Below are 21,991 nucleotides of genomic sequence, written 5' to 3'. Positions count from 1 at the left end.
TCCAGTCAGGGATCTCGCGGCGGCTGGGCCGCCCGCGGGTCAGGGTGGCGGTCGACGCGGCGACGGACGACCTGCGCCCGGGTGAAGTCAACGTCCCGCGGCCCGGCGGATCGCGAGGAGCAGCTCCGCCTGCCGCAGGAGCGTGCCGTCGGGCGCGGCACCCGCGCGGACGCCCCGGACGAACGCCTCGACCGTCGCGAGAACCTGGTCCTGGGCGGGCAGACGCAGCGTCCGCGCCTCGGCGCCCCGGCGGAGCCGCACCTCGGGCCGGTGGTCGGCGGGCGGGGTGAACACCCGGTCGACGGTCAGGCTGCCTTCGCTGCCCCAGAGCTCGTAGCGGGAGCGGTAGGCGTGGTCGAGGCCGAAGGACAGCTGGACGGCGACGCCCTCGGGAGTGCTGAGGAGGGCCGTGCCGGCGGTGTCCACCTCACGGCCGGGACCGTCGGTGAGGACGGCGCCCCGGACGGTCAGCGCGTCGCCGAGCAGGTGCATCGCGGCGCGCACCGGGTAGACGCCGGTGTCCCACAGAGCGCCACCGCCGAGGTCGGCGCGGTAGCGGATGTCGTCGTCGGCGAGCCGGGGCACGGCGAAGGCGGCGCTGAGACCGCGGAGTTCGCCGATGGCGCCGTCGGCGAGAAGCCGACGTACGGCCTCGTGCTGTCCGTGGTGGACGAACATGACGTTCTCCATCAGGAACAGGCCGGAACTCCGGGCCAGGGCGAGCAGCCGTCCGGTGGCGGCCGGGTCGGTGGTCAGCGGCTTCTCGGCGAGGACGTGCTTGCCGGCTCTCAGCGCCGCCTCGGTCCACTTCTCGTGCAGCGCCGCGGGCAGCGGCACGTACACGGCGTCGACGTCGTCCCGGTCCAGGAGCTCCTGGTAGCCGCGGACGGGGCGGGCGCCGTACGGGGCGGCCGTCTCGCGGGCCCGGGCCGCGTCACGGCCGGCGACCGCGGTGAGCGCGGCGCCCCCGGCCGCGGCGATCGCCGGGAGTACGCGGCGCCGGGCGATGGCGGCGCAGCCCAGGACGCCGATGCGCAGGGCATCGCTCACGTGCGGCCCACCGTCGAGTTGAGGCAGGCGAGGAGGGTGCGGGCCTGCACGTTGACATAGTGGCCGTGCCGGACGAGAGAGGTGAGCTGCCCCGGTGTGACCCAGCGGTACCCCTGCGGCGGGTCGAGCGGCACACGGGGGTCGCCGTCCGCGTCCACGAGGAGGTAGCGGCTCTGGGCGTCGAGGAACCGGCCGCCTTCCTCGGAGTGCACGGCTTCGTAGCGGACGCGCTCGGCGGGGACGGTGAGCACCAGGTCGAGGAAGGGCGGGCGGCGGTCGCCGGGCAGGTGGGCGAAGTTGCCCGGGGTGTACTGCACGGTGGGTCCGAGCTCGACCGTGTCGAGGAAGCCGCCCTCGACACGGGCGTGGGCGAGGACGTGCCGGACACCGCCGATGTCCCGGGTCAGAAAGGCCGTGACGCCGAGTCCGTGGGGCTCGAACATGGGCTGGGTCCAGCGGGACACCTCCCGGTTGCCGGCCTGCACGCCGAGGGCGACGACGCGGAAGTGACGGCCGTCCTCGTGGTCGATCGACGACTCGCCGCGGTGCCACCCGCGCACCTCGCGGAGCGGGACGCGCTCGGCGCGCACGTCGTGGCGGGAGCGCTCGGCGGTGAACCAGGACAGCAGGTCGGTGTCGCTGTGCAGGGCACCCGCCTCGTCGTGCGGGAACGGCGCGCAGGCGAGGACGGTGCGCGAGTCCATGTTGACGACGTTGTCCCGGTGGAGGAGTTCGCCGATCTGGCCGAGGGTCAGCCAGCAGAAGTCGTCGTCGAGGGGCACGTCCTCGACGGTCTCGACGATCATGTTGCGGTTGCTCTTGCGGAAGAACCAGGAACCGTGCTCCGACTGGAGGACGTCGGCGACGACACTGCCGCGGCCGGAGCGGACGAAGTGGTCGATGTACTTCACGTCCGCGCCCCGGTGCACCTTGGTGTAGTTGCTCCGGGTGGCCTGCACCGTGGGGGAGAGCTGCAGCAGGTTGGGGTTGCCGGGTTCCATCTTGGCCTGCATGAGGAAGTGGAGGACTCCGTCGAACTCCTTGACGAGGAGTCCGAGGATGCCGACCTCCGGCTGCTTGATGATGGGCTGGTGCCACTCGGGGTGGGGTTCCTCGTCCGTGCGCACATGCAGCCCCTCGACGGTGAAGAACCGTCCGCTGCGGTGCCCGAGGTTGCCCGTGACCTCGTCGAAGGCCCAGCCGTCCAGGTCGGCGAAGGGGATGCGGTCGACACGGAACCGGTGGGCGCGGCGGCGGCCGTCCAGCCAGTCGGCGACATCCTCGGTGCGCAGATGGGCACCGGTGACGGCGGTCGCCGACCGGGCGATGCGCCGGGCGGTGCCGGTGTCCTCGCGGGCGGTCAGGGCGGCCGGGTGCCGAAGGGTCACGGTCATGAGCGGGCCTCGACGAACTCCTTGACCGAGGCGATCACATAGTCGAGCATCTCGTCGGTCAGGCCCGGGTAGACGCCGACCCAGAAGGTGTGCTCGGTGACGATGTCGCTGTTGGTGAGGTCGCCGACGACGCGGTGCGGCTGGTCGATGTAGGCCGGGTGCCGGGTGAGGTTGCCCGCGAACAGCCGGCGGGTGCCGATCTTCCTGTTCTCCAGGAAGTCGACGAGTTCGGAGCGGTGGAAGGGCGCCTCGGGGTCGACCGTGACGACGAAGCCGAACCAGCTGGGGTCGCTGCCCGGGGTCGGCTCGGGCAGCAGCAGGTGCGGCACGCCGTCCAGCCCCTCGCGCAGGCGGCGCCAGTTGCGGCGGCGGGCCTCGATGAAGCCGTCCAGCTTGGTGAGCTGCGTCAGGCCCAGCGCCGCCTGCAGGTCGGTGGCCTTCAGGTTGTACCCGACGTGGGAGAAGATGTACTTGTGGTCGTAGCCCTGGGGCAGGGTGCCCATCTGGTACTCGAACCGCTTGAAGCACGTGTTGTTCTTCCCCGGCTCGCACCAGCAGTCGCGGCCCCAGTCGCGCAGGGACTCCACGACCCGCGCCAGCTTCAGGTCGCTGGTGACGACGATGCCGCCCTCACCCATGGTGAGGTGGTGCGCGGGGTAGAAGCTGACGGTGGTCAGGTCGCCGAACGTGCCCGTGAGCCGGCCCTGGTAGGTGGAACCGACCGCGTCGCAGTTGTCCTCGACGAGGAACAGGTCGTGTTCCTCGGCGAGCTGGGCGATCTCGGCCACCTCGAAGGGGTTGCCGAGCGCGTGCGCGATCATGATGGCCCGTGTCTTCGGACCGATCGCCCGCGCCACCCGCTCGGCGGTCGTGTTGTAGGTACCGAGCTCCACGTCGACGAAGACCGGCACCAGGCCGTTCTGAACGATCGGATTGACCGTGGTCGGGAAGCCGGCCGCGACGGTGATCACCTCGTCGCCGCGGCGCAGCCGGCGCTCCCCGAGGGTGTGGGAGGTCAGCGAGGTGAGGGCGAGCAGGTTGGCGGAGGAACCGGAGTTGGTGAGGTGTGCCTTGCGGCGGCCCAGGAGCCGCGCGAAGGCCGACTCGAACTTCTTGGAAGCCGGTCCGGCCGCGATCCTCATGTCGAGGGCCGCCTCGACGAGCGCGGCCCGGTCGTCCTCGTCGAGGACGGCGCCGGAGGGCCATATCTCGGTGGTGCCGGGCACGAAGCCGCCGGTCGGCTGGAGGTCCTGGTGGTACTTGCGGGCGGCGTCCAGAACCTCTGACTTGTACTGGCTCATGCTCGGGCTCCTTCGGTGTCGGCGGGGCGGTGCTTGACCGCCTTCCACCAGTCGGGGTTGTCCTGGTACCAGGTGACGGTGTCGGCCAGGCCGGCCTCGAAGGAGACGGCCGGGGCGTAGCCGAGCTCCTCGCGGATCTTGGTCTCGTCGAGGGCGTAGCGCAGGTCGTGGCCCTTGCGGTCCGCCACCCGGCGCACCATCGACGGGTCGGCGTCCAGCAGGCCGAGGAGGCGTTCGGTGATCTGCAGGTTGGTCTGCTCGTTGCCGCCGCCGACGTTGTAGATCTCGCCGGCCCGGCCGCGGGTGAGGACGAGCTGGATGGCCCTGCAGTGGTCGTCGACGTGCAGCCATTCGCGGACGTTGCGCCCGTCCCCGTAGAGCGGGACCTGTTCGCCTTCCAGGAGGTTGGTGACGAACAACGGGATCAGCTTCTCGGGGTGCTGGTAGGGGCCGTAGTTGTTGGAGCAGCGGGTGAGGGAGACGTCCAGGCCGTGGGTGCGCCAGTAGGACCGGGCGATCAGGTCGGAGGCCGCCTTGGACGCCGCGTAGGGCGAGTTGGGCAGCAGCGGCCACTCCTCGGTCCAGGCGCCCTCGGCGATCGAGCCGTACACCTCGTCGGTGGAGACGTGGACGACGCGCTCGACGCCGGTGGCGAGGCAGGCGTCGAGCACCGACTGGGTGCCGCCGACGTTGGTGCGGACGAAGTCGGCCGCCGAGTGCAGCGAGCGGTCGACGTGCGACTCGGCGGCGAAGTGGACGACGGCGTCGTGTCCCGGCAGGAGCTCGCGCAGCAGGCCGGCGTCGCAGATGTCGCCCCGGACGAAGGTGAGCCGGGGGTGGGCCTCGGGAAGGTTGGCCCGATTGCCCGCGTAGCTGAGCAGGTCCAGGACGGTGACCTGGGCGTCCTCCCAGCCGGGGTGGCCGCCGTCCAGGATCATGCGTGTGTAGTGCGAACCGATGAAACCGGCGCCACCGGTGACCAGGACCTTCACGCCGCCACCTCGATCCGGGTGTGGTCGCCGACGACCAGGCGGTGGTAGGTGCCGACGTCGTCGCCGGCGTCGACGGTCGCGCTCCGGCCGATGATCGACCCCCGGATGCCGGGGACGCGGGAGATCGCGGCACCGTCGAGGACGATGGAGTCACGAATACGGGTCTCACGCAGGGTGCAGCCCTCACCGATGGCGGTGTCCGGGCCGATGTGGGAGTCCTCGATGACACTGCCGGCGCCGACGACGACGGGTCCCTCGATACGGGAACGCATCACGCGCGCGCCGGCCTCGATGCGCACCCGGCCGATGAGCTCGCTGGCGTCGTCGGCCTCGCCGAGAACGGCCGGACGCAGACTTCCGAGCAGGTGACGGTTGCACTCCAGTACGTCGTCGGCGCGGCCGGTGTCCTTCCAGTAGCCGTGGTACTCGCTGGCCCTGATCTCCGCCCCGTCCTCCAGGAGCCACTGGATCGCGTCGGTGATCTCCAGTTCCCCGCGGGCGCTGGGGGCGATGGACGTGACGGCCCGGTGGATGTCCGCGGTGAAGAAGTACACGCCGATCAGGGCGAGGTCGCTCCTCGGTTCCCGCGGCTTCTCCACCAGGCGTACGACCCGGCCCTCGGCGTCCAGTTCGGCCACGCCGAAGGCCCTCGGGTCCGCCACCTTGCGCACGACGACCTGCGCCGCCGGCCGGGCGGTGCGGAACTCCTCGGCGATGGAGGCGGTGCCCTCGGGCAGCATGTTGTCGCCCAGGTACATCACGAAGTCGTCGACGCCGAGGAAGGGTTCGGCGAGCGCGACGCAGTGGGCCAGGCCCAGCGGCTCGTCCTGGTGGATGTAGGTGACCCGCACACCGAGCCGGCTGCCGTCGCCGATGACCTCCGCGATCTGCGGGGCCCAGCCGCTGTTGACGACGACGCCGATGTCGGTGACGCCCAGGCCCCTGATGTCCTCCAGCACATGCTCGAGAACGGGTTTGTTGGCGATCGGGATGAGCTGTTTGGGCATGGAGTAGCTGAACGGCCGCAATCGCGTGCCGGACCCCCCGGACAACACCAGTGCCTTCATGGACGAGTTCTCCTCACCGTGTCGGGAAATGCGCGTACGCGGCCGGATCACCGGCACGTGCTCCGCGCCCCGCACCGAAGAACCCCGCGGCCGCCTCGTCGGGCGGTCACGGGGCGGCACGGGTGCTGTTCATTCGGTTACCGTGAGTCCATGGCCACCGTTTCGTGGAAAGCGCAAGAACTCACTGTCGGCGAATTGGCCGAGCGCAGCGGGGTCGCCACCTCGGCGCTGCGCTATTACGAACGGCACGGGCTGATCATCAGCCGGAGGACCACGGGAAATCAGCGCCGTTACAGCCGGGACACGCTCAGGCGCGTCGCATTCATCCGGGCCTCGCAGCGGGTGGGGATCGCGCTGGAGACCATTCGGGAGATCCTCGAGCTGCTGCCGGGCAACCGGACGCCCACCGAGGAGGACTGGGCCAGGGTGTCCCACTGCTGGCGGAAGGACCTCGACACCCGCATCAGACGGCTGGAGGAGCTGCGGGACGAACTCAGCAACTGCATCGGCTGCGGCTGCCTGTCGCTGAAGCGGTGCGCGCTGACCAACCCTCAGGACGTGTGCGGCCGGCAGGGGGCGGGGCCCGTGCGGCTCACGTCCTGAGGGCCGCCGCCGCGGCACCCACGGCAGAGGGGCGTCCGTGAGGCCTTCGCCACTGGCGAAGACCCCCGCGGACGCCCCTCGTTCATCGGGGGACAGCGGCGAGGCCTCCCGGACTAGCCCGGGTACGGGCGGCTCTCGCGGCCCTCGCGCAGCACCGTGGCCCACCAGTCGAGTTGGGTCAGCATGCTCTTGGCGGCCGCGGCGCAGGCGCCCTCGTCGGTGGCTTCGCCCTGCTCGTCGAAGAGGTCCCAGGCGTTGTGGAGGCTCATCGCGTCCCGCACGGTGACCGAGTGCAGTTCGGCGACGATCTGCCGCAGGTGCTCGGCGGCCCGGATGCCGCCGCCCTGTCCGCCGTAGGAGACGAGGCCGAAGGCCTTGGCGACCCATTCGGCCCGGAACCAGTCCAGGACGTTCTTCAGCGCGGCGGGGTAGCTGTGGTTGTACTCGGGGGTGACGAGGACGAAGGCGTCGGCCGCGGCCAGGCGGCCGGCGATCTCGTCCCGGACGGCGGTCGTCGCGGCGTCCGGCTGACCGCCGAAGTCGGGCATCGCCATCGGCAGGGCGTGCTCGGCGAGGTCCAGGACGTCGACCTCGAACCGGCCGAACTGCCGGGCCTCCTCGGCGAACCACCGGGACACGGGCAGGCCGAAGCGTCCCTCGCGGACGCTTCCGACGACGACAACAAGACGGAGCGGCTTCTCCGGCATTTCTCTCTCCTCGAAAAGGTGATGTGCTCTCTCGGCGACATGAAAAGCTTCGTAGTTGAACCCAGGTTCAAGTCAAGCGGCGGTTCTGCCTCCTCCGTGCGGACGTCGGGATCCGGTCCGGTGCCGTTCGGTCAGCGCCTCCAGGACCGGAACGGTGTCGCGGGGGCCGGGGACGGACCGCAGCTCCTCGTGCAGGGCCGCCGCGCCCGCCCGGAAGGCGTCGTCGCCGAGGAGCCGGGTGAGCGCCTGCCGCAGCGTCGCGGGTGTCAGGTCCTCGGCGCCGAGGGCGAGTCCGGCACCGCGGCCGGCCACATAACGGGCCAGGGCCGGCTCGTCCCACCGGGGGACGGGGACGACCAGCTGCGGCACCCGGTGCGCCGCCGCGGCGGCGAAGGTACCCGCGCCGCCGTGGTGGACGATCGCCGAGCAGGTCGGCAGCAGCAGATCGAGCGGGACGTAGTCGACGGGGCGGACGTTGTCCGGCAGACCGCCCGCGGCGGCGAGCTGGTCCGGGGAGAGGGTGGCGACGATCTCGGCGTCCAGACCGCCGAGTCCGGCGAGCAGGTCGGCCAGTGCGACCCCGCCGTCCGCGGCCCCGCGGTGCGGCCGCAGCCGGGCCGTCGTCCCGAGGGACAGGCACACTCGGGGCCGCTCCGGTGCCTCGCGCAGCCAGGCGGGGAGCGCCCCCGCGCCGTTGTACGGGAGGCGGCGTACGGGCACCCGCGGGTGGTCCACGGGCAGCGCCATCGGCGACGGCGTGAGATCGATGCTCCACTGGCCCAGGAGGAACTCCTCCTCGAAGGTGTGCCCGTAGCGCTCCAGGAGCGGCTCCAGCCACGCGGTCAGCGGGTCGGCCTCGGGCGGGGCACCCCGTCGCGCCGCCTGCCGCTGCTCCTGCCGGGAGCGTTCCCTGACCCAGCCGACATGGTCCCGGCCCCACAGGAACCGGGCGTGCGCGGCCCCCACTTCGCGCGCGGCGATCGCGGCCGGGAAGCAGAGGGTGTCCCAGACGACCAGGTCGGGGCGGAACGCACGGGCGTGGTCGACGAGATGGTCGACGTAGGGCCGGTGGCCGGCGGGCAGGCCGTCGAGCGGATAGGTCATGCCGAACTGGGTGGCCATGCAGTGCCGGTTCCACCGCCAGCCGGTGGTGTCCCCGGCGGCGGCCGTCTCGTCCACGGCCAGCGCGTCGGGGGCCAGTTCGGGCATCCGTCCGGCCCGGCGGGCCGCGGTGAGCGGGGCCAGGTCCGCAGGGTCCCCCAGCGCCGTCGCGGGCAGTCCGGCGGACCTGATCAGCTCCGCCACGTCGTCGTCCGTCATGCCGGACTGGCTGACGACGTCGACCTCGTGGCCCGCGCTCCGCAGCGCTCGGGCCAGCGGGACCAGGTCGTAGAAGTGGGCTCTCAACGGAAACGCCACGAGCAGGACGCGCATCGGGGTTCTCCCTTCGGCTGTGCCGGGTGTCAGGGCGGCGGTGCCGCGGGGGCCGCCGCGGCGGCGAGGGCTTCGTCCCAGGTGGCGAGCAGCCCTGCCGCCGCGGCCTCGGCCGCCGTGGGGGCGCCCGCGTCCTTCTCGGACAGCAGCGGCGGCTCGTCCGCGTCCCAGGGCAGGGCGAGGTCGGGGTCGAAGGGATCGATGTCGACCTGGGTGCCCGGTACGTGGGCGCTGGACAGTACGTAGCAGATGCAGGCGTCGTCGGTGAGGGTGAGAAAGCCGTGCCCGACGCCTTCGGGGACGAGCACGGAGAGACCCGACGCGGCGTCCAGGACGCTGGTGTCGTACACGCCGTAGGTGGGGGATCCGAGGCGCAGGTCGACGATGATGTCGCGCAGCGCGCCACGGACGCAGGTGACGAACTTGGCCTGGGCGGGCGGGACGGTGACACTGTGGATGCCGCGCAGGGTGTTGCGCCGCGAGACGGAGTAGTTGATCTGCCGCGGGACGAACGGGCGGCCGGTGGCCTGCTCCAGCAGGTCGGTGCGCAGGCCCTCGTGGAAGGTGCCGCGCGCGTCGGTGAACCGGTCGGGCGCGATCCGGTACGCCCCGGGCACCCTCGTTTCCGTGATGCGCACGGCTCAGCGTCCGGCGTCGGCGGTGCGGCGCTCGACCGAGGCCCGCAGGGCCGCCGCCACGGTGCGCGCCTGTGCGTCGTCCAGGCCCTGGTGCAGGGGCAGCAGGAGGGTGTTCTCCGAGCAGACGTCGGTGCCGGGCAGGATCTCGCCTCCCGCGCGGTAGGCGGGCACCTTGTGCAGCGGCGGATAGCGCAGGGTGGTGTACACGCCCTGGTCGAGGAGGTCCGCGGCGACCTGGTCGCGGATCGCGGAGTCCAACTGCACCCAGTAGAAGTAGTACGAGGACTCGTGGCCCTCGGGCAGCGGCGGCGGCGGCACGATGCCGTCGGCGCCGGCGAGGAGCCGGTCGTAGGTCTCGGCGATGCGCCGGCGCCGCTCGACGAAACCGGCGAGGCGACCCAGTTGCACGGAGCCGATGGCCGCGGTGACGTCGTTGCCGATGACGCGGCGGCCGTAGTTCCGCACGTTCAGCTCCCACCAGCGGTGGGACACCTTGGCGGCGTTGAAGCCACTGGACTGCTCCAGCCCGTGGTAGGCGAGCTGCCGGGCCCTGCGGGCGAGTTCGGGGTCCTTGACGTACAGCATGCCGCCGTCGCCGGTGACGAGGACCTTCATCGAGTCGAAGCTCCACATGGCGATGTCGCCGAAGGTGCCGCAGGCCCGTCCACCGGCCCGGGAGGCGACCGCGCAGGCGGCGTCCTCGATCAGGGTGATGCCGCGCTCGCGGCAGAGCGCGGCGATGGCCTCGACGTCGCCGGGGTAGCCGCCGTAGTGCAGGATCAGCACGGCCCTGGTGCGCGGGGTGAGGGCGGCTTGCACGTGGGCGGCCGTGGGGTTCAGGGTGCGTTCGTCGACGTCGCAGAAGACCGGGCGGGCGCCGCTGGCGGCGACGGCGTTGGCGGCGGCCACGAAGCTCATCGAGGGCAGGACCACGTCGTCGGCCGCACCCAGTCCGAGGAGTTCGGTGGCGAGGAAGAGGCCGGCGGTCGCCGAGTTGATGAACAGGGTCTGCTCTGGGGCGACACCGAGGTGCCCGGCGAACTCCTCCTCGAACTTCCGGGTGCGCGGTCCGTGGCCCAGCCAGTTGTCGGCGAACACCTCGGATATCGCGGCCAGTTCCTCGTCGCCGAGGCTGGGCTGGAATACGTTGATCATGAATCCTCCGGACATCGGGACATCGGGACATCAGGGCGTCGGCCCGGTCGTCGTGCCCACCCCGCGGCGGGAACGGACGCGCTGGCTCAGTGCGCCGCCTCGGGGGCGTCGGCCCGGCGCAGCACGGAGGCGACGAGGGCGGCGGTGAGCAGCACCACGGCGATGGACACCAGGGCCGTGGTGTGGAAGGCGTCGACGAAGCCGTTCCGGGTGACGTCCAGGAGGTCGTCCGTCCACGGCTGGCCCGGTGCCCGGGAGGCCGCGTCCACCGCGCCGCCCAGAGTGTCGCGCGCCGCCGAGGCGGCCGCCTCCGGGGTGCCGCCGGGGACGGCGTCGGCGACCTCGGCGCGGTAGGCGGCGTTGAAGACGCTGCCGAGGACGGCCAGACCGAAGGCGCCACCGAGTTCCGTGCTGGTCTCCTGGATCGCGGACACCTCGCCGGCCCGCTCCGGCGGGCCCGAGCCGAGCAGGATGTCCGCGCTCAGCACACCGGGCGCGGCGAGCCCGAACGCGAAGACGCAGGTGCCGGTGAGCACCATGGTGAGGGAGTGCGGGCCCTCGGAGCGGGTGATGACGGCGAAGCCGAGCGCGGCGATGACGAAGGAGACGCTCATCAGCAGGGCGGGCCGGTACCGCCGCACGAGGCGCTGCACCACCATGACGGCGGTGATCGACGCGAGGGTGCTCGGGATCATCCACAGTCCGGCCCTCAGCGGCGGCAGACCGAGCACCAGTTGGAGGTACTGGGCGACGAAGAGGTTGCTGCCCATCATGACCAGGGAGCAGACGGTCATGGCCGTCAGCGCGGTGGAGAAGGTGCGGTTGCGGAACAGGGCGAGGTCGAGGAGCGGTTCCGTCAGGCGCTTCTGCCGGCGTACGAAGATCACGGCCAGCACGGTCCCGGCGACGGCGGAGGCGAGGGCCGCGGCGGTGAAGCCGTGCGACGCGACGGTCTTGACGGCGTAGACGACGCTCAGGACGGCGAGCAGCGACAGCAGGGCGCTCGGCAGGTCGAGCCGGCCGGCGTCCTCGTTGCGGTACTCGGGCAGCACGAGCGGTCCGATCACCAGCAGCAGCGCCATCACCGGCAGGGCGAGCAGGAACACCGAGCCCCACCAGAACCATTCGAGCAGCAGGCCGCCGACGGGCGGGCCGAGCATCGCGCCGACCATGAAGCTGGTCATCCAGACGCCGACCGCGGCCGAGCGCTGGCGGGGGTCGAGGAACATGTTGCGGATGAGCGACAGCGTCGACGGCATGAGCGTGGAGGCGGCGACGCCCAGCAGCGCGCGGGTCGCGATCAGCATTTCGGGGCCGGTGGACAGGGCCGCGAGCACGGACGCCGCGGTGAAGGCGACGGCGCCGGTCAGCAGCAGCCGCCGGCGGCCCACACGGTCGCCGAGGGTCCCCATGGTGATGAGGAAGCCGGCGAGCGTGAACCCGTAGATGTCGGTGATCCACAGCAGTTCGGGGCCACTGGGCCGCAGTTCGCTGCTGATGCTCGGGATCGCCAGGTGGAGCACGGTGAGATCCATGGAGAGCAGCACGGTGGGCAGTGCCAGTACCACAAGGCCGACCCACTCGCGTCGGCCGGCGCGGGGCGGGGCCGTCATGGTCATGAACGTGTCCTCACTGTCGGGTTGTCGGGTGGTGCACAGGTGCGTCCGACCGCCGAAGGGGACGGGCGGACGGGCAGGACGGAACCGGGACCGGCGCCCGGGGTTCAGGGATCCGGGCCGGTGACGCGGTCGTCGAGGCGGAAGAGGACCGCCTCCGCGGTCCGCGCGGCGCCCACCGCCGGGGTCTGCGCCGTGCAGAAGAGCAGCACGGCGGCGGTGAGCGCCGACCAGACGGCCAGGTGGGGTCCGCGGATCACGCGAGTGTCTCCGCCGGGGTCCGTCCGCCGCCGGGTACGAAGAAGTCCACCAGCGGCGGGGGGAAGATCCCCGCCGCGGCCGCCGAGCGGACGAAGCCCTCGCAGAGCTCGGTCAGCCGGACCACACCCCGCGTGCCCAGGTGCTCGTACGGGGCCCGGTCGCGGCGGTCGGTCTCGTCCTCCAGGGCGGCGCGCAGTTCCTCGCCGCGGGCGGTGAGGGCGCCGTCCGCCGTCATCAGTCCGCGCCCGCGGAGCCGGTCCTCGGCCGCGCTCCAGTCCTCCTCGGTCCAGCCGCGCTTGGTCATCACCATCTCGCGGGGCATGCCGGCGGCGCTCGCGCAGTGGGAGACGAGGGCTTCGAGGCCGTCGAGTCCGGCCGCGGCGAGTGCGCCGATGTGGCTGTCACCGCGGTGCTCGCGCAGCAGGGTGGCCGCGTACCAGAGCACCAGGTGCGGCTTGTGCGGGACGGGCAGGTCGGCGAGGGCGGCGAACATCGGACGTCCCTCGCGGCGGCCCCCGGTCGCGGCGGCCAGGGCGAGGCGTGCCGCCTCGCGCACCCGCGGTCCCGTCAGGGTGCCGGCGCCCAGCGCCCGGTGCAGGGTGGCGTCGGCGGCGCGCAGCCGCTCCTCCCAGACCTGCGCGGGGGTGATGCGCTCCCAGGCGCCGGGGAGGTGCCCCGCGACCATGCCGTGCTCGAAGCTGTAGAACAGCGCGGTGACCACACCGGGGCCGGCCGGCCCGAGGGCCGCGGCCCGGCCCACGAGGTAGCCGCCCATGTCGTCGGTGATGCCGTACCCGGCGAGCGCCCCGGCGAGATCCGGGGCGAAGTAGATGGTGGAGTGCAGGCTGTTGAGCGCCTCCTGGCAGCGCCTGACGTCCTGCGCGGACGGCGGGTCGGGGGTGTGCATCGCAGTGGGCTCCTTCGAGGTGGTACGGCTCGGGGCACGGCCGCGACCGCCGTGCGGGACGGCCGCGGGGATGTCAGGCGAGTTCGGCCGGCGACACCCCGTCGGTCCACACCACGTGGAAGGTCCAGCGCGAGAACCGCCATCCGTCCGGGGTGCGCACGGTCTCGCCCTCGTAGTGGCCACCGATCCTGAACAGCTCCCCGGGGTCCACCTGGGCCCGCTCGCGGACCGCCCGTGGGTGGAGGTGGACGGCGATCATCTGGAAGCGGACGTCGGCACGGTCGCCGTCGAGCCGGATCAGGTGGTTGGAGCTGAGGTGGTGGGTGGCCGTGAAGTTCCGCTTGGCCCGGTGGTGGAACTCCGCCAGGCCGTCGAGGCCGTGGTGTCCGCCGATGGGGAAGTCGAGCCGGCAGTCCTCGGTGAAGAACGCGCGCGGCCAGGTGGCGTCGAAGCCGTCGCGGTCCTGGTCGTCGAGGATCACGGTGTAACGGTCGATGAGGTCCGAGATCGCCGCCCGCTCGGCCAGCCGGGACAGCTGCCGCGCCAGGGGTTCGGTGAGGTCGGCCGGTGTCGGCGTCATGGTTCTTTCCCTGCTCTCCGCCCGAGAGATCCGCGTGTGCCTCGTACTCCGCCGGACCGTCCGGAAGACACGGCGCCGGACACTGCCTATGAGCTTCTTCGGCGTGAGACCGCGGATCAACGGGCTTGTACTCGAATTGACATGAGACGCACTCGGCTCTGACACAAGGGGCCGGAAGGCGTCGCCGTGGCGCGGAATGCGCCGTTCGTCCCGGGCGGCCGGCGCCGGCCGCCCGGGACGGTGCTCAGGGCCGGCGCCAGGTGCGCGGACCGACGAAGGGAGGACGGCGTTCCGGCCTGCGCCAGCCCGCGACGGCCGGTTCGGTTCCGGCCGTGCCGGTGCCGGTGTCGTCGTCCGGCGCGGCCAACCGGGCCACCAACAGGGCGGTCACCGCGGCCAGTTCCTCGGGGCTGGGGCTGCCCCTGACGACACGCAGCACGGCGTCGGTCCGGGGCACGCTCCGGTGGTCGGGCACGTTCCACTCCTCCTGTCCTGGGGCCTCGTCAGGGCCGGCGGGCCGGGTCACTGCGGCGGGTTTCCGTGCTTGCGGGTGGGCAGGTCGGCGTGTTTGGCGCGGAGCATGTCCAGTGAGCGGATCAGCACCGAGCGGGTCTCACGCGGGTCGATGACGTCGTCGATCAGGCCGCGCTCGGCCGCGTAGTACGGGTGCATCAGCTCGTCCTTGTACTCGGCGATGCGCTGCCGGCGTACGGCGTCCGGGTCCTCGGCGGCGTTGATCTCGCGCCGGAACACGACGTTCGCGGCGCCTTCCGCGCCCATCACCGCGATCTCGTTGGTGGGCCACGCCAGGGCGAGGTCGGCGCCGATGGAGCGGGAGTCCATCACGATGTACGCGCCGCCGTAGGCCTTGCGCAGCACGAGCGAGATCCGCGGCACGGTCGCGTTGCAGTACGCGTACAGGAGCTTGGCGCCACGCCGGATGATGCCGTTGTGCTCCTGGTCGACGCCCGGCAGGAAGCCCGGCACGTCCACCAGAGTGACCAGCGGGATGTTGAAGGCGTCGCAGAACTGGACGAAGCGCGCGCCCTTCTCCGACGCCTCGATGTCGAGCACCCCCGCCATGGCCGCGGGCTGGTTGGCGACGACGCCGACGACATGGCCGTCGAGACGGGTCAGGGCGCACACGATGTTGGTGGCCCAGGCCGGGTGGACCTCGAAGAACTCCCCGTCGTCGACGATCTCCTCGATCACCTTGCGGATGTCGTACGCCTGACCGGCACCGGCCGGCACGAGGTCGAGGAGCGGGTCGTTGAGCCGGTACGCCGGGTCGCCGGAGCGCTCCACGGGGGCCAGTTCGCGGTTGTTGGCGGGCAGCAGCGAGAGCAGGTAGCGCACGTCCTCGATGCACGCCTCCTCGTCGTCGTACGCGAAGTGGGACACGCCCGACGTCGCGGAGTGCACGTCGGCGCCGCCGAGGCCGTTCTGGGTGATCTCCTCGCCGGTGACCGCCTTGACGACGTCCGGGCCGGTGATGAACATCTGCGAGGTCTCGCGGACCATGAACACGAAGTCCGTGAGGGCGGGCGAGTAGGCCGCACCGCCCGCGCACGGGCCGAGCATCACCGAGATCTGCGGGATGACGCCCGAGCAGCGGGTGTTGCGCCGGAAGATCCCGCCGTAGCCGGCGAGCGCGGTGACCCCCTCCTGGATGCGGGCGCCCGCGCCGTCGTTCAGGGAGACCAGCGGGGCGCCCGCCGCCTCGGCCAGATCCTGGATCTTGTGGATCTTCTGGGCGTGTGCCTCGCCGAGTGCCCCGCCGAAGACACGGAAGTCGTGCGCGTACACGAAGACCGTGCGGCCGTGGACGCTCCCCCACCCGGTGACCACGCCGTCGCTGTAGGGCCTCTTGTCCTCCAGTCCGAAGCCGCTCGCGCGGTGTCGGCGCAGCGGCTCCACCTCGTTGAAGGAACCCTTGTCGAGGAGCAGGGCGATCCGTTCGTGCGCGGTCAGTTTCCCCTTGGCGTGCTGGCGTTCGGTGGCCGCCGGGTCGGGGCCCAGCCGTGCCGACTCCTTGATCTCGGTCAGCTCGGCGATGCGGCCGAGGATCGTCCCGTCGCTGTCGGGCATGTGCTGTCCGTCCTCTCGGTGGGTCGGTGGTCAGACGGCCGCCGCCGCGAACGCGTCGACGGTCAGGGCCAGGTGGCGCGCGGTGTGCGTCGCGTGGACGCGGGCGCCGGGGGCGATCCGGCGGATCAGTCCGCCGAGGACCCGACCGGGTCCGGCCTCGACGAACCGGCCGGTGCCGACCGCGCCCAGCGCGCGGACCGCCTCGGGCCAGCGCACCGGGCTGGTGAGCTGGCTGCGCAGGGCGACGACGGCTTCGGTGGCGCTGGTGATCCGGGCGCCCGTGGTGCTGGAGACCAGGGGGACGCGCGGGGCGTGGAACGGGGTGGCGATGAGCGCCTCGGTGAACTCGGCCTCGATGCCGCGCAGCAGCCGGGAGTGGAAGGAGCCGCCCGCCTTCAGCGGTACGACCTGGCTCGCACCGGCGTCCAGTGCCGCCGCCGTCGCCCACGCCACGGCCGCCGCCTCGCCGGAGATCACCGTCTGGCCCGGTGCGTTGTCGCCGCCGACCTCGACGGTGCCCGCGGCCACGGAGCACAGCCGGGCCACCTGTGCCCCGTCCAGGCCCAGGACCGCGGCGGTGGCGCCGGGCACCCGGTCGTTCACGGTGGCGACGAGTTCACCGCGCAGCCGTACCAGTGCCAGTGCGTCGGTCCACTCCAGGACGCCGGCCGCGACGAGGGCCGCGTACTCGCCCAGGCTGTGGCCCGCGACGGCGTCGGGTCCGATGCCGTGGCCGCGCAGCACGTCCAGGGTGACCAGGCTGGTCAGCAGAACGGCGGGCTGGGCGACGGCCGGGTCGTCCAGGTCGCGCGCGGGCCCGTGCCGGACGAGCCGGGACAGCGGGATGCCGAGCAGGCCGTCGGCCGCGCGGAAGTAGGTGTCGAACAGGTCGGGCCGCCCGGCGAGCAGGTGGTCCGTCATGCCGACCCGCTGGGCGCCCTGCCCGGGGAAGACGAATGCGGTGCTGGTCATGTCACGTCCTTCTGGTCGGTCGTCGGCGCCCCCGGAGCGGCCGGAGGTCCGTGCGGTGCCGTGCCACCGGCGGGGTGGCCGCGGGCGCCCAGCCACGTCCCGGGCAGTGCTCGTACGGTGACCGTGCCGGGTGCGGGGCCGCTGACCGCGGCCGCGGCCGAGTGGGTCGGGGCGCAGGGGACGTCGAGCACCGTCCAGCCCCGCGGGTGGCGCGCGGCGTCGGCGCCGAGGTAGTCCAGGACGGAGGGGCGGCTCAGGCCCGTGCCCAGTCCCTTGAGGAAGGCTTCCTTGCGCGTCCAGATCCGGCCGAAGCGGAGTATGCGCTCCGCGCCCTCGGCATCGGCGAGTTCGGCGCGCTCGCCGGGGTGCAGTGCCCGGCCGCAGACCTCGACCGTCTCCGCGCGCGGCAGCCTCTCCACGTCCACGCCGACCGGGACGGAAGCCACCCCGACCATGGCGAGCCCGGCGCTGTGCGACAGGGAGAAGTGCAGCGAACGCGGGGCGAGGGCCGGTCTGCCGTGGGCCCGGCCGCACCCGGGGCACGGCTCGCGGACGAACCGCACGTCCCGCGGCGGGGTGCCGGTGTAGCGCCCCAGAAGGCGGCGCAGGGCGACATGGGCGGCGGCGTACAGCAGACCGTCGGCCGGCCGGATGAACGAGGCCGCCCGGTGGCGCTCCGCGGAGTCCAGCTCCGAGGTGTCGAGCAGGGCCGCGTCCGGGCCCTCGGGGCGGCGGATCAGCCACAGGTCGACCCGGCCCTCCGCGACGGTGAACTCCCCGCCGCCCGCGTCGGCACAGGGCGAGGGGGTCGCGGTGACCGCACGGCCCACGGCCGGCGCGCGCCGCGGCGGCGCGCTCACCGCGCGGTGGGCTCCCGTCATGCCGCTACCGCCGCCCCTTCGTGCCGCAGCGTGCGGGCGCCGCCGAGCTGGCCGGCCAGACAGCCGATCAGTTCGGCGGCGCTGTGGGCGAGGAGCAGCATCTGCAGGTTCAGTTCGACACGCAGGGCGTCCTCGATCCTGAACTGGAGTTCGAGTCCGGCGATCGAGCCGATGCCCAGGCTGTTCATGGGCCGGCCCGTGGTGTCGACGAGGTGCGGGGCGATGCCCAGGAGCAGGCCGAGCTCCTGGCGTACGTAGAGGTCGAGCATCCTGGCGCGCTCGTCGGGTGCCGCCGCGGCCAGGGCCGCGAGGTCGGGCACGCGCACCTCGGCTCCGGCCGGACGGGCGGGCCCGGCGTATGAGGTCGCTGTCATGGTGTGTCCCCGGGTCCGTGTGAGTGTCGGTTTCCGTACGGGAGGGCGGTGCCGGGCGGGCCGGAGGCGCGGGGGCGGCCGCCGGGCCGGGTACGGCGTGGCACGAGACCGTGCAGGGCGACGGCGAGCCCGGCCAGGGCGACGGCCGTGACCGGCACGAGCGCGGGCCCGCGGCCCAGCGGGTACAGCGCGGCGCAGAGCACGGTCGTCAGAGCGGCCGCCAGTTGCACCGCCGTCTGGTAGAAGCTGCCGGCGGCCGCCCGCAGCGGCTCCGGAACCGAGCCGGTGGCCTGCGTGTGGAAGGCGGTGAAGGCCAGGACGAACGCGGCGCCGACCAGCAGCATCGTGGGCAGCACGTCGGTGACGTACCGGACGGCGGCGCCCTCGCGCGGGTACAGCAGATAGCCGAGCGGTGCGGCGGCGGCACCCGCCGCGATCAGACGGGCGGGCCCGAATCGGGTGACGAGACGCCCCGAGTGCAGAGCGGTGAGGGCGAGCGGTGCGGCGGCCGGCAGGAAGGCGAGGCCCGTCTGCCAGGGGCCGTAGCCGGCCTGCTGCTGCAGGTGGAGCGTGCTCACCAGGAGCAGCCCGAGATAGGAGCCGTTGAGCGCGCCCGCGCCGAGCGCGGAGCGCACCAGCGCGCGCTGCCGGAACAGCTCCGCGGGCAGCAGGGGCTGCCGCGTGGTGCGTTCGACACGGACGAGGACCAGGGCGGACAGGGCCGCGAGCAGCAGGGTGCCGAGCGTGAGCGGATGGGCCCAGCCGACGGCGGGGCCCGCCGCGATCCCGGCCACCGCGAGCAGCGTCGCCGCCGTGAGGCTGAGGGCGCCCGCGGCGTCGTACCGGCGGGGTGTCCCCGGGGGCGGCGCGTCCCGGGGGATCAGCCGCCGGGCGAAGGCGAAGAGCAACAGGGCGACCGGGGCGGGGAAGGCGAACGTCCATCGCCAGCTCACCTCGGTGAGCGCTCCGGAGAGGACCAGTCCCGCCGAGAACCCGCTGGCACCGAAGAGGGAGTAGACCGACAGGGCGCGGCCGCGCGCGGGCCCCTCGGGGAAGGCGGACATGATGATGGCGAGGCCGGTGGGGGCGGTCAGGGCCACGCAGAAACCCTTCAGGAACCGGGTGGCGACGAGCAGGGGGGCCTGGTCGGCCAGCGCGCCGACCAGCGAGGCGGCGGCGAAGACGAGCAGCGCCCCGAGGTAGACCGGGCGCCGGCCCAGGACGGCCACGAGCCGGCCGCCGAACAGCAGCAGCGCCCCGAATCCGGCGGCGAACCCGGAGACCACCCACTGCAGCTGGTGCGGCGCCAGTCCCAGGTCGTCCCCGATGGCGGGCAGCGCCACCAGGGCGACGGACACCTCCAGGGCGTCGATGAGCATGTTGGCGGCGAGGACGAACAGCAGGCCCCACAGGGCCGGGCCCCGGTGCGGGCCGGCTCCGGCCGGTGCGGCGAAAGCCGCGGTCCGCGGCGCCGTCGGGCGTTTCATGGTGCGGGTTCCCCTCGGAGTCGGGTGACGGGCCGGCCGCGAGCCGGGGGACTCGCGGCCGGCCGCGCCTGCGGTCTCGGGGTCGGCGGACCGGCCGGTCGGGCACCGGCCCGGCGGGACGGCCGCGCGGTCGGGACCTGCCGGGCGCCGGCCGGCCCGGCGGGATCAGCCGAGCAGCGTGCCGCCGGTGGCGTCGACGAAGGAGCCGGTGATCCAGCGGGCCTCGTCGGTGGCGAGGAAGGCCACCACGTCGGCGACGTCCTCCGGTTCGCCGACCCGCTGGAAGGCGGACAGCTGCGCCATCTGCTCCACCGCCTCGGGGATGCCGAAGACGGGGTTGTCGTTGCGGGTGATGCCGGGCGCCACGGAGTTGACGGTGATGTTCCGGGGGCCGAGGTGCTTCGCGAAGTGCAGGGCCAGCTGGTCGACCGCGCCCTTCGTCATGGCGTACGCGATCTCGTCCGGGTTGGCGAACCGGGTGAGGCCGGAGGTGATGTTGATGATGCGTCCGCCGTCGGGCATGTTCTTCAGGGCCCGCTGGATGAGGAAGAACGGCGCCTTGGCGTTGACCGCGACGAGTTCGTCGAACTTCTCCGGGGTGGTGTCCTCGGGCTTCACGCCCCCCATCACACCGGCGTTGTTGACCAGGATGTTCAGGTCGGTGCCGCCGGTGCGGTCGCGCAGGCCGCTCTCCAGGCCGAGGAAGAGCTCGTGCACGTCGCCCGGGACGCCGAGCTCTGCGCGGACGCCGAACGCCCGGCCGCCGTCCTTCTCGATCTCGGCGACGACATCGTCGGCCGCGTCCTTGCGCGAGGTGTAGTGGACCGCGACGAGCGCGCCCTCCCGGGCGAGGCGTATCGCGGTCGCCCGGCCCATGCCCCGGCTGGATCCGGTGACCAGAGCGGTCCTGCCCGTGAGCCTGTTCATGTGTGTCCTCCGCTTCTTCGCCGTCGCTGTGGCCGGCGAGTCGTTGTGCGCCCGCGCCGCCGGTGCCGCCGCCGGTGGGGCGGCGGACGCGGTGAACCAGTGGCGCAGCGCCTGTTCCAGATCCGTGCCGGGCGTGTCGGCCCAGACGACGTGGCCGTCCGGCCGCACCAGAAGCGCCCCCGTGTCCGCGGCCTCGTCCCCGGTGCGGGAACGGGCGGTCACGGTGCGCACCCGGTCCGCCCAGGGCGCGGCGGCGGCGCGCAGGGCCGCGTGCCGGGCCTCGCCGCCGGGCAGCAGAAGCAGGACGCCCCGCCCGGCTCGGAGTGTCTCCGTGCTGGTGACGGCCCCCTCGTCGGTGGTGAGCCGCCAGTGCGGCAGCCGGCGTCCGAGCAGGGGGTGTCCGCCCGGTCCGACGTCGTGGCGGACGTCGAGACCCGAGACCGCTCCGGCCAGATGGGCGCGGACGTTCGCGCTGCCCGCGGTCAGTTCGGCGAGCACCTCCCGGACCGGCTCGACCTCGGCGGAGCCCAGCAGCAGCAGCGCCTGCGTCCTGATGTTGCCGAGGACCTTCCGGCCGACGGCGTGCCGTTCGCGGTGGTAGCTGTCGAGGAGACCGTCCGGGGCCCGGCCGGTCACCTCGGCGGCGAGTTTCCAGCCGAGGTTGACGGCGTCCTGCAGGCCGAGATTGAGGGCCTGCCCGCCGATCGGCATCTGCCGGTGGGCCGCGTCACCGGCGAGGAGGACCCGGCCCTCGCGGTAGCGCTCCACCTGCCGGGAGGCGTCGCCGAAGGCGTTCACCCACAGCGGGGTGCCGCCGGAGATGTCCTCCCCGGTGACGCGTTCCCAGGTGTCGACGACATCCTCGAACCGCGGCGGGACACCGCGGGGCGTCGCGCCGAACTCGTGCACCATCACCCGGGTCACTCCGTCGGGACGCCGGGCGGCGATGGCGAGTCCGGCGTCCAGCCGCTCGAAGCGGCGGCCCGGTATGTCGATGCCCGCCACGTCGCAGCGCAGCAGTTCGCGTTCCGCGTCGGTGCCGGGGAAGCCGAAGCCGCCCAAGCGGCGCACGGTGCTGTTCTCGCCGTCGCAGCCGACGACGTACCGGGCGCGGAAGATCTCCGTCGTCCCCGCCGCGGTGCGTGCCCCCACCTCGACGTGGTCACCGGTCTCGGTCAGGGCGGTCACGGTGTGACCGCGCCGGACGTCCGCGCCGAGGTCCCGCGCCCACTGCCCGAGCAGTTCCTCCAAGCGGGTCTGCCCGACCTTCCACTGGCCCGGCCAGGGGCTGGGAAGGGTGAGGTCGAGGGGGATTCCCCCGAAGTGGCCCATCGGCTCGTTCGGCACGGTGCCGAGCGGCGCGAGCAGGCCGCGGCTGTCGAGGATCTCCATCGTGCGGGCGTGCAGCGTGGAGGCCCGCGACTCGGTGGTCGGCGCGGTGAGCTGTTCGAGGACCACCACGTCCGCGCCGGCGAGCCGGAGCTCACCGGCGAGGAACAGTCCGACGGGGCCCGCGCCGACCACGACCACCTGGGTCCGGGTGTGGTCCCCGACCAT

At 73.0% G+C, this 21,991-nt stretch carries 21 protein-coding genes; 1 reads left to right on the top strand and 20 read right to left on the bottom strand.

From position 1 onward, the window contains the following. Positions 1 to 87: 87 nt before the first annotated feature. The 5 genes from J8M51_RS41175 to J8M51_RS41155 are packed head-to-tail and all read right to left on the bottom strand — an operon-like array spanning position 88 to position 5,804. Positions 88 to 1,050 (bottom strand): Gfo/Idh/MocA family protein, encoded by a 963-nt coding sequence (locus J8M51_RS41175; RefSeq protein WP_267299965.1) that lies wholly within the window; start codon positions 1,048 to 1,050, stop codon positions 88 to 90. After that, on the bottom strand, positions 1,047 to 2,444 hold the full coding sequence (locus tag J8M51_RS41170; protein WP_216588909.1) for an NDP-hexose 2,3-dehydratase family protein: 1,398 nt from the start codon (positions 2,442 to 2,444) through the stop codon (positions 1,047 to 1,049). Before J8M51_RS41170 ends, J8M51_RS41175 begins: the two co-directional genes overlap by 4 nt. Continuing rightward, positions 2,441 to 3,745 (bottom strand): lipopolysaccharide biosynthesis protein RfbH, encoded by a 1,305-nt coding sequence (gene rfbH, locus J8M51_RS41165; RefSeq protein WP_216588910.1) that lies wholly within the window; start codon positions 3,743 to 3,745, stop codon positions 2,441 to 2,443. Before rfbH ends, J8M51_RS41170 begins: the two co-directional genes overlap by 4 nt. Continuing rightward, a complete protein-coding gene (gene rfbB, locus J8M51_RS41160; RefSeq protein WP_216588911.1) occupies positions 3,742 to 4,737 on the bottom strand; it encodes a dTDP-glucose 4,6-dehydratase in 996 nt (331 codons plus the stop codon). The genes rfbH and rfbB overlap by 4 nt, the downstream gene beginning before the upstream one ends. Beyond that, positions 4,734 to 5,804: a glucose-1-phosphate thymidylyltransferase gene (locus tag J8M51_RS41155; RefSeq protein WP_086757661.1), complete on the bottom strand. Its 1,071-nt coding sequence runs from the start codon at positions 5,802 to 5,804 to the stop codon at positions 4,734 to 4,736. Before J8M51_RS41155 ends, rfbB begins: the two co-directional genes overlap by 4 nt. Before the next feature lie 150 nt (positions 5,805 to 5,954). On the opposite strand from J8M51_RS41155, the gene soxR reads away from it, so the two are divergent. Next, complete coding sequence (soxR, locus tag J8M51_RS41150) at positions 5,955 to 6,407, top strand: redox-sensitive transcriptional activator SoxR (RefSeq protein ID WP_086757663.1); 453 nt, start codon at positions 5,955 to 5,957, stop codon at positions 6,405 to 6,407. Between the two features lie 113 nt (positions 6,408 to 6,520). On the opposite strand, the gene J8M51_RS41145 is transcribed toward soxR, so the two are convergent. The 15 genes from J8M51_RS41145 to J8M51_RS41075 form a co-directional block, all read right to left on the bottom strand. Then, the gene (locus J8M51_RS41145; RefSeq protein WP_086757665.1) at positions 6,521 to 7,114 is read right to left on the bottom strand and encodes an NADPH-dependent FMN reductase; all 594 of its coding nucleotides are present in this window, start codon (positions 7,112 to 7,114) and stop codon (positions 6,521 to 6,523) included. A gap of 72 nt (positions 7,115 to 7,186) precedes the next feature. Beyond that, positions 7,187 to 8,548 (bottom strand): nucleotide disphospho-sugar-binding domain-containing protein, encoded by a 1,362-nt coding sequence (locus tag J8M51_RS41140; RefSeq protein ID WP_086757667.1) that lies wholly within the window; start codon positions 8,546 to 8,548, stop codon positions 7,187 to 7,189. 29 nt (positions 8,549 to 8,577) lie between these two features. Beyond that, positions 8,578 to 9,186, bottom strand: coding sequence for a dTDP-4-dehydrorhamnose 3,5-epimerase family protein (locus J8M51_RS41135; protein WP_086757669.1), 609 nt, complete (start codon positions 9,184 to 9,186; stop codon positions 8,578 to 8,580). Positions 9,187 to 9,189: 3 nt separating this feature from the next. Then, positions 9,190 to 10,341, bottom strand: coding sequence for a DegT/DnrJ/EryC1/StrS aminotransferase family protein (locus J8M51_RS41130; protein WP_086757671.1), 1,152 nt, complete (start codon positions 10,339 to 10,341; stop codon positions 9,190 to 9,192). An 86-nt stretch (positions 10,342 to 10,427) separates the two neighbouring features. After that, on the bottom strand, positions 10,428 to 11,960 hold the full coding sequence (locus tag J8M51_RS41125) for an MFS transporter (protein WP_086757673.1): 1,533 nt from the start codon (positions 11,958 to 11,960) through the stop codon (positions 10,428 to 10,430). Between the two features lie 104 nt (positions 11,961 to 12,064). Continuing rightward, positions 12,065 to 12,217 (bottom strand): hypothetical protein, encoded by a 153-nt coding sequence (locus J8M51_RS41120; protein ID WP_179203194.1) that lies wholly within the window; start codon positions 12,215 to 12,217, stop codon positions 12,065 to 12,067. Beyond that, the gene (locus J8M51_RS41115; protein ID WP_086757675.1) at positions 12,214 to 13,125 is read right to left on the bottom strand and encodes an SCO6745 family protein; all 912 of its coding nucleotides are present in this window, start codon (positions 13,123 to 13,125) and stop codon (positions 12,214 to 12,216) included. Before J8M51_RS41115 ends, J8M51_RS41120 begins: the two co-directional genes overlap by 4 nt. Before the next feature lie 73 nt (positions 13,126 to 13,198). Then, positions 13,199 to 13,705 carry a nuclear transport factor 2 family protein gene (locus J8M51_RS41110; RefSeq protein WP_086757676.1) on the bottom strand — a complete coding sequence of 169 codons (507 nt, stop codon included), beginning with the start codon at positions 13,703 to 13,705 and terminating at the stop codon, positions 13,199 to 13,201. Between the two features lie 244 nt (positions 13,706 to 13,949). Next, positions 13,950 to 14,180, bottom strand: a complete 231-nt coding sequence (locus J8M51_RS41105) for an acyl-CoA carboxylase subunit epsilon (RefSeq protein ID WP_256965225.1) — start codon at positions 14,178 to 14,180, stop codon at positions 13,950 to 13,952. Positions 14,181 to 14,227: 47 nt separating this feature from the next. Continuing rightward, on the bottom strand, positions 14,228 to 15,793 hold the full coding sequence (locus J8M51_RS41100) for an acyl-CoA carboxylase subunit beta (protein WP_086757678.1): 1,566 nt from the start codon (positions 15,791 to 15,793) through the stop codon (positions 14,228 to 14,230). A gap of 30 nt (positions 15,794 to 15,823) precedes the next feature. Further along, positions 15,824 to 16,765 (bottom strand): ACP S-malonyltransferase, encoded by a 942-nt coding sequence (locus J8M51_RS41095; RefSeq protein WP_086757679.1) that lies wholly within the window; start codon positions 16,763 to 16,765, stop codon positions 15,824 to 15,826. Next, positions 16,762 to 17,646: a 4'-phosphopantetheinyl transferase family protein gene (locus J8M51_RS41090; protein ID WP_086757681.1), complete on the bottom strand. Its 885-nt coding sequence runs from the start codon at positions 17,644 to 17,646 to the stop codon at positions 16,762 to 16,764. Before J8M51_RS41090 ends, J8M51_RS41095 begins: the two co-directional genes overlap by 4 nt. After that, positions 17,643 to 18,020 (bottom strand): acyl carrier protein, encoded by a 378-nt coding sequence (locus J8M51_RS41085; protein ID WP_086757683.1) that lies wholly within the window; start codon positions 18,018 to 18,020, stop codon positions 17,643 to 17,645. Before J8M51_RS41085 ends, J8M51_RS41090 begins: the two co-directional genes overlap by 4 nt. Next, entirely contained in the window at positions 18,017 to 19,507 is a 1,491-nt protein-coding gene (locus J8M51_RS41080) for an MFS transporter (protein WP_086757685.1), read from the bottom strand. Before J8M51_RS41080 ends, J8M51_RS41085 begins: the two co-directional genes overlap by 4 nt. Before the next feature lie 165 nt (positions 19,508 to 19,672). Beyond that, positions 19,673 to 21,991, bottom strand: a complete 2,319-nt coding sequence (locus J8M51_RS41075) for an SDR family oxidoreductase (RefSeq protein WP_086757686.1) — start codon at positions 21,989 to 21,991, stop codon at positions 19,673 to 19,675.

It is taken from the genome of Streptomyces griseiscabiei, assembly GCF_020010925.1.
In the GTDB taxonomy this organism is placed as follows: domain Bacteria; phylum Actinomycetota; class Actinomycetes; order Streptomycetales; family Streptomycetaceae; genus Streptomyces; species Streptomyces griseiscabiei.
This window is presented reverse-complemented; position numbering and strand designations above follow the sequence as displayed.

Coding starts and splice junctions, on each gene's coding strand:
- J8M51_RS41170 (WP_216588909.1), bottom strand. CDS start 2,444: ATGACCGTGACCCTTCGGCACCCGGCCGCCCTGACCGCCCGCGAGGAC.
- rfbH (WP_216588910.1), bottom strand. CDS start 3,745: ATGAGCCAGTACAAGTCAGAGGTTCTGGACGCCGCCCGCAAGTACCAC.
- J8M51_RS41155 (WP_086757661.1), bottom strand. CDS start 5,804: ATGAAGGCACTGGTGTTGTCCGGGGGGTCCGGCACGCGATTGCGGCCG.
- soxR (WP_086757663.1), top strand. CDS start 5,955: ATGGCCACCGTTTCGTGGAAAGCGCAAGAACTCACTGTCGGCGAATTG.
- J8M51_RS41145 (WP_086757665.1), bottom strand. CDS start 7,114: ATGCCGGAGAAGCCGCTCCGTCTTGTTGTCGTCGTCGGAAGCGTCCGC.
- J8M51_RS41140 (WP_086757667.1), bottom strand. CDS start 8,548: ATGCGCGTCCTGCTCGTGGCGTTTCCGTTGAGAGCCCACTTCTACGAC.
- J8M51_RS41130 (WP_086757671.1), bottom strand. CDS start 10,341: ATGATCAACGTATTCCAGCCCAGCCTCGGCGACGAGGAACTGGCCGCG.
- J8M51_RS41125 (WP_086757673.1), bottom strand. CDS start 11,960: ATGACCATGACGGCCCCGCCCCGCGCCGGCCGACGCGAGTGGGTCGGC.
- J8M51_RS41115 (WP_086757675.1), bottom strand. CDS start 13,125: ATGCACACCCCCGACCCGCCGTCCGCGCAGGACGTCAGGCGCTGCCAG.
- J8M51_RS41110 (WP_086757676.1), bottom strand. CDS start 13,705: ATGACGCCGACACCGGCCGACCTCACCGAACCCCTGGCGCGGCAGCTG.
- J8M51_RS41100 (WP_086757678.1), bottom strand. CDS start 15,793: ATGCCCGACAGCGACGGGACGATCCTCGGCCGCATCGCCGAGCTGACC.
- J8M51_RS41095 (WP_086757679.1), bottom strand. CDS start 16,765: ATGACCAGCACCGCATTCGTCTTCCCCGGGCAGGGCGCCCAGCGGGTC.
- J8M51_RS41090 (WP_086757681.1), bottom strand. CDS start 17,646: ATGACGGGAGCCCACCGCGCGGTGAGCGCGCCGCCGCGGCGCGCGCCG.
- J8M51_RS41085 (WP_086757683.1), bottom strand. CDS start 18,020: ATGACAGCGACCTCATACGCCGGGCCCGCCCGTCCGGCCGGAGCCGAG.
- J8M51_RS41080 (WP_086757685.1), bottom strand. CDS start 19,507: ATGAAACGCCCGACGGCGCCGCGGACCGCGGCTTTCGCCGCACCGGCC.
- J8M51_RS41075 (WP_086757686.1), bottom strand. CDS start 21,991: ATGGTCGGGGACCACACCCGGACCCAGGTGGTCGTGGTCGGCGCGGGC.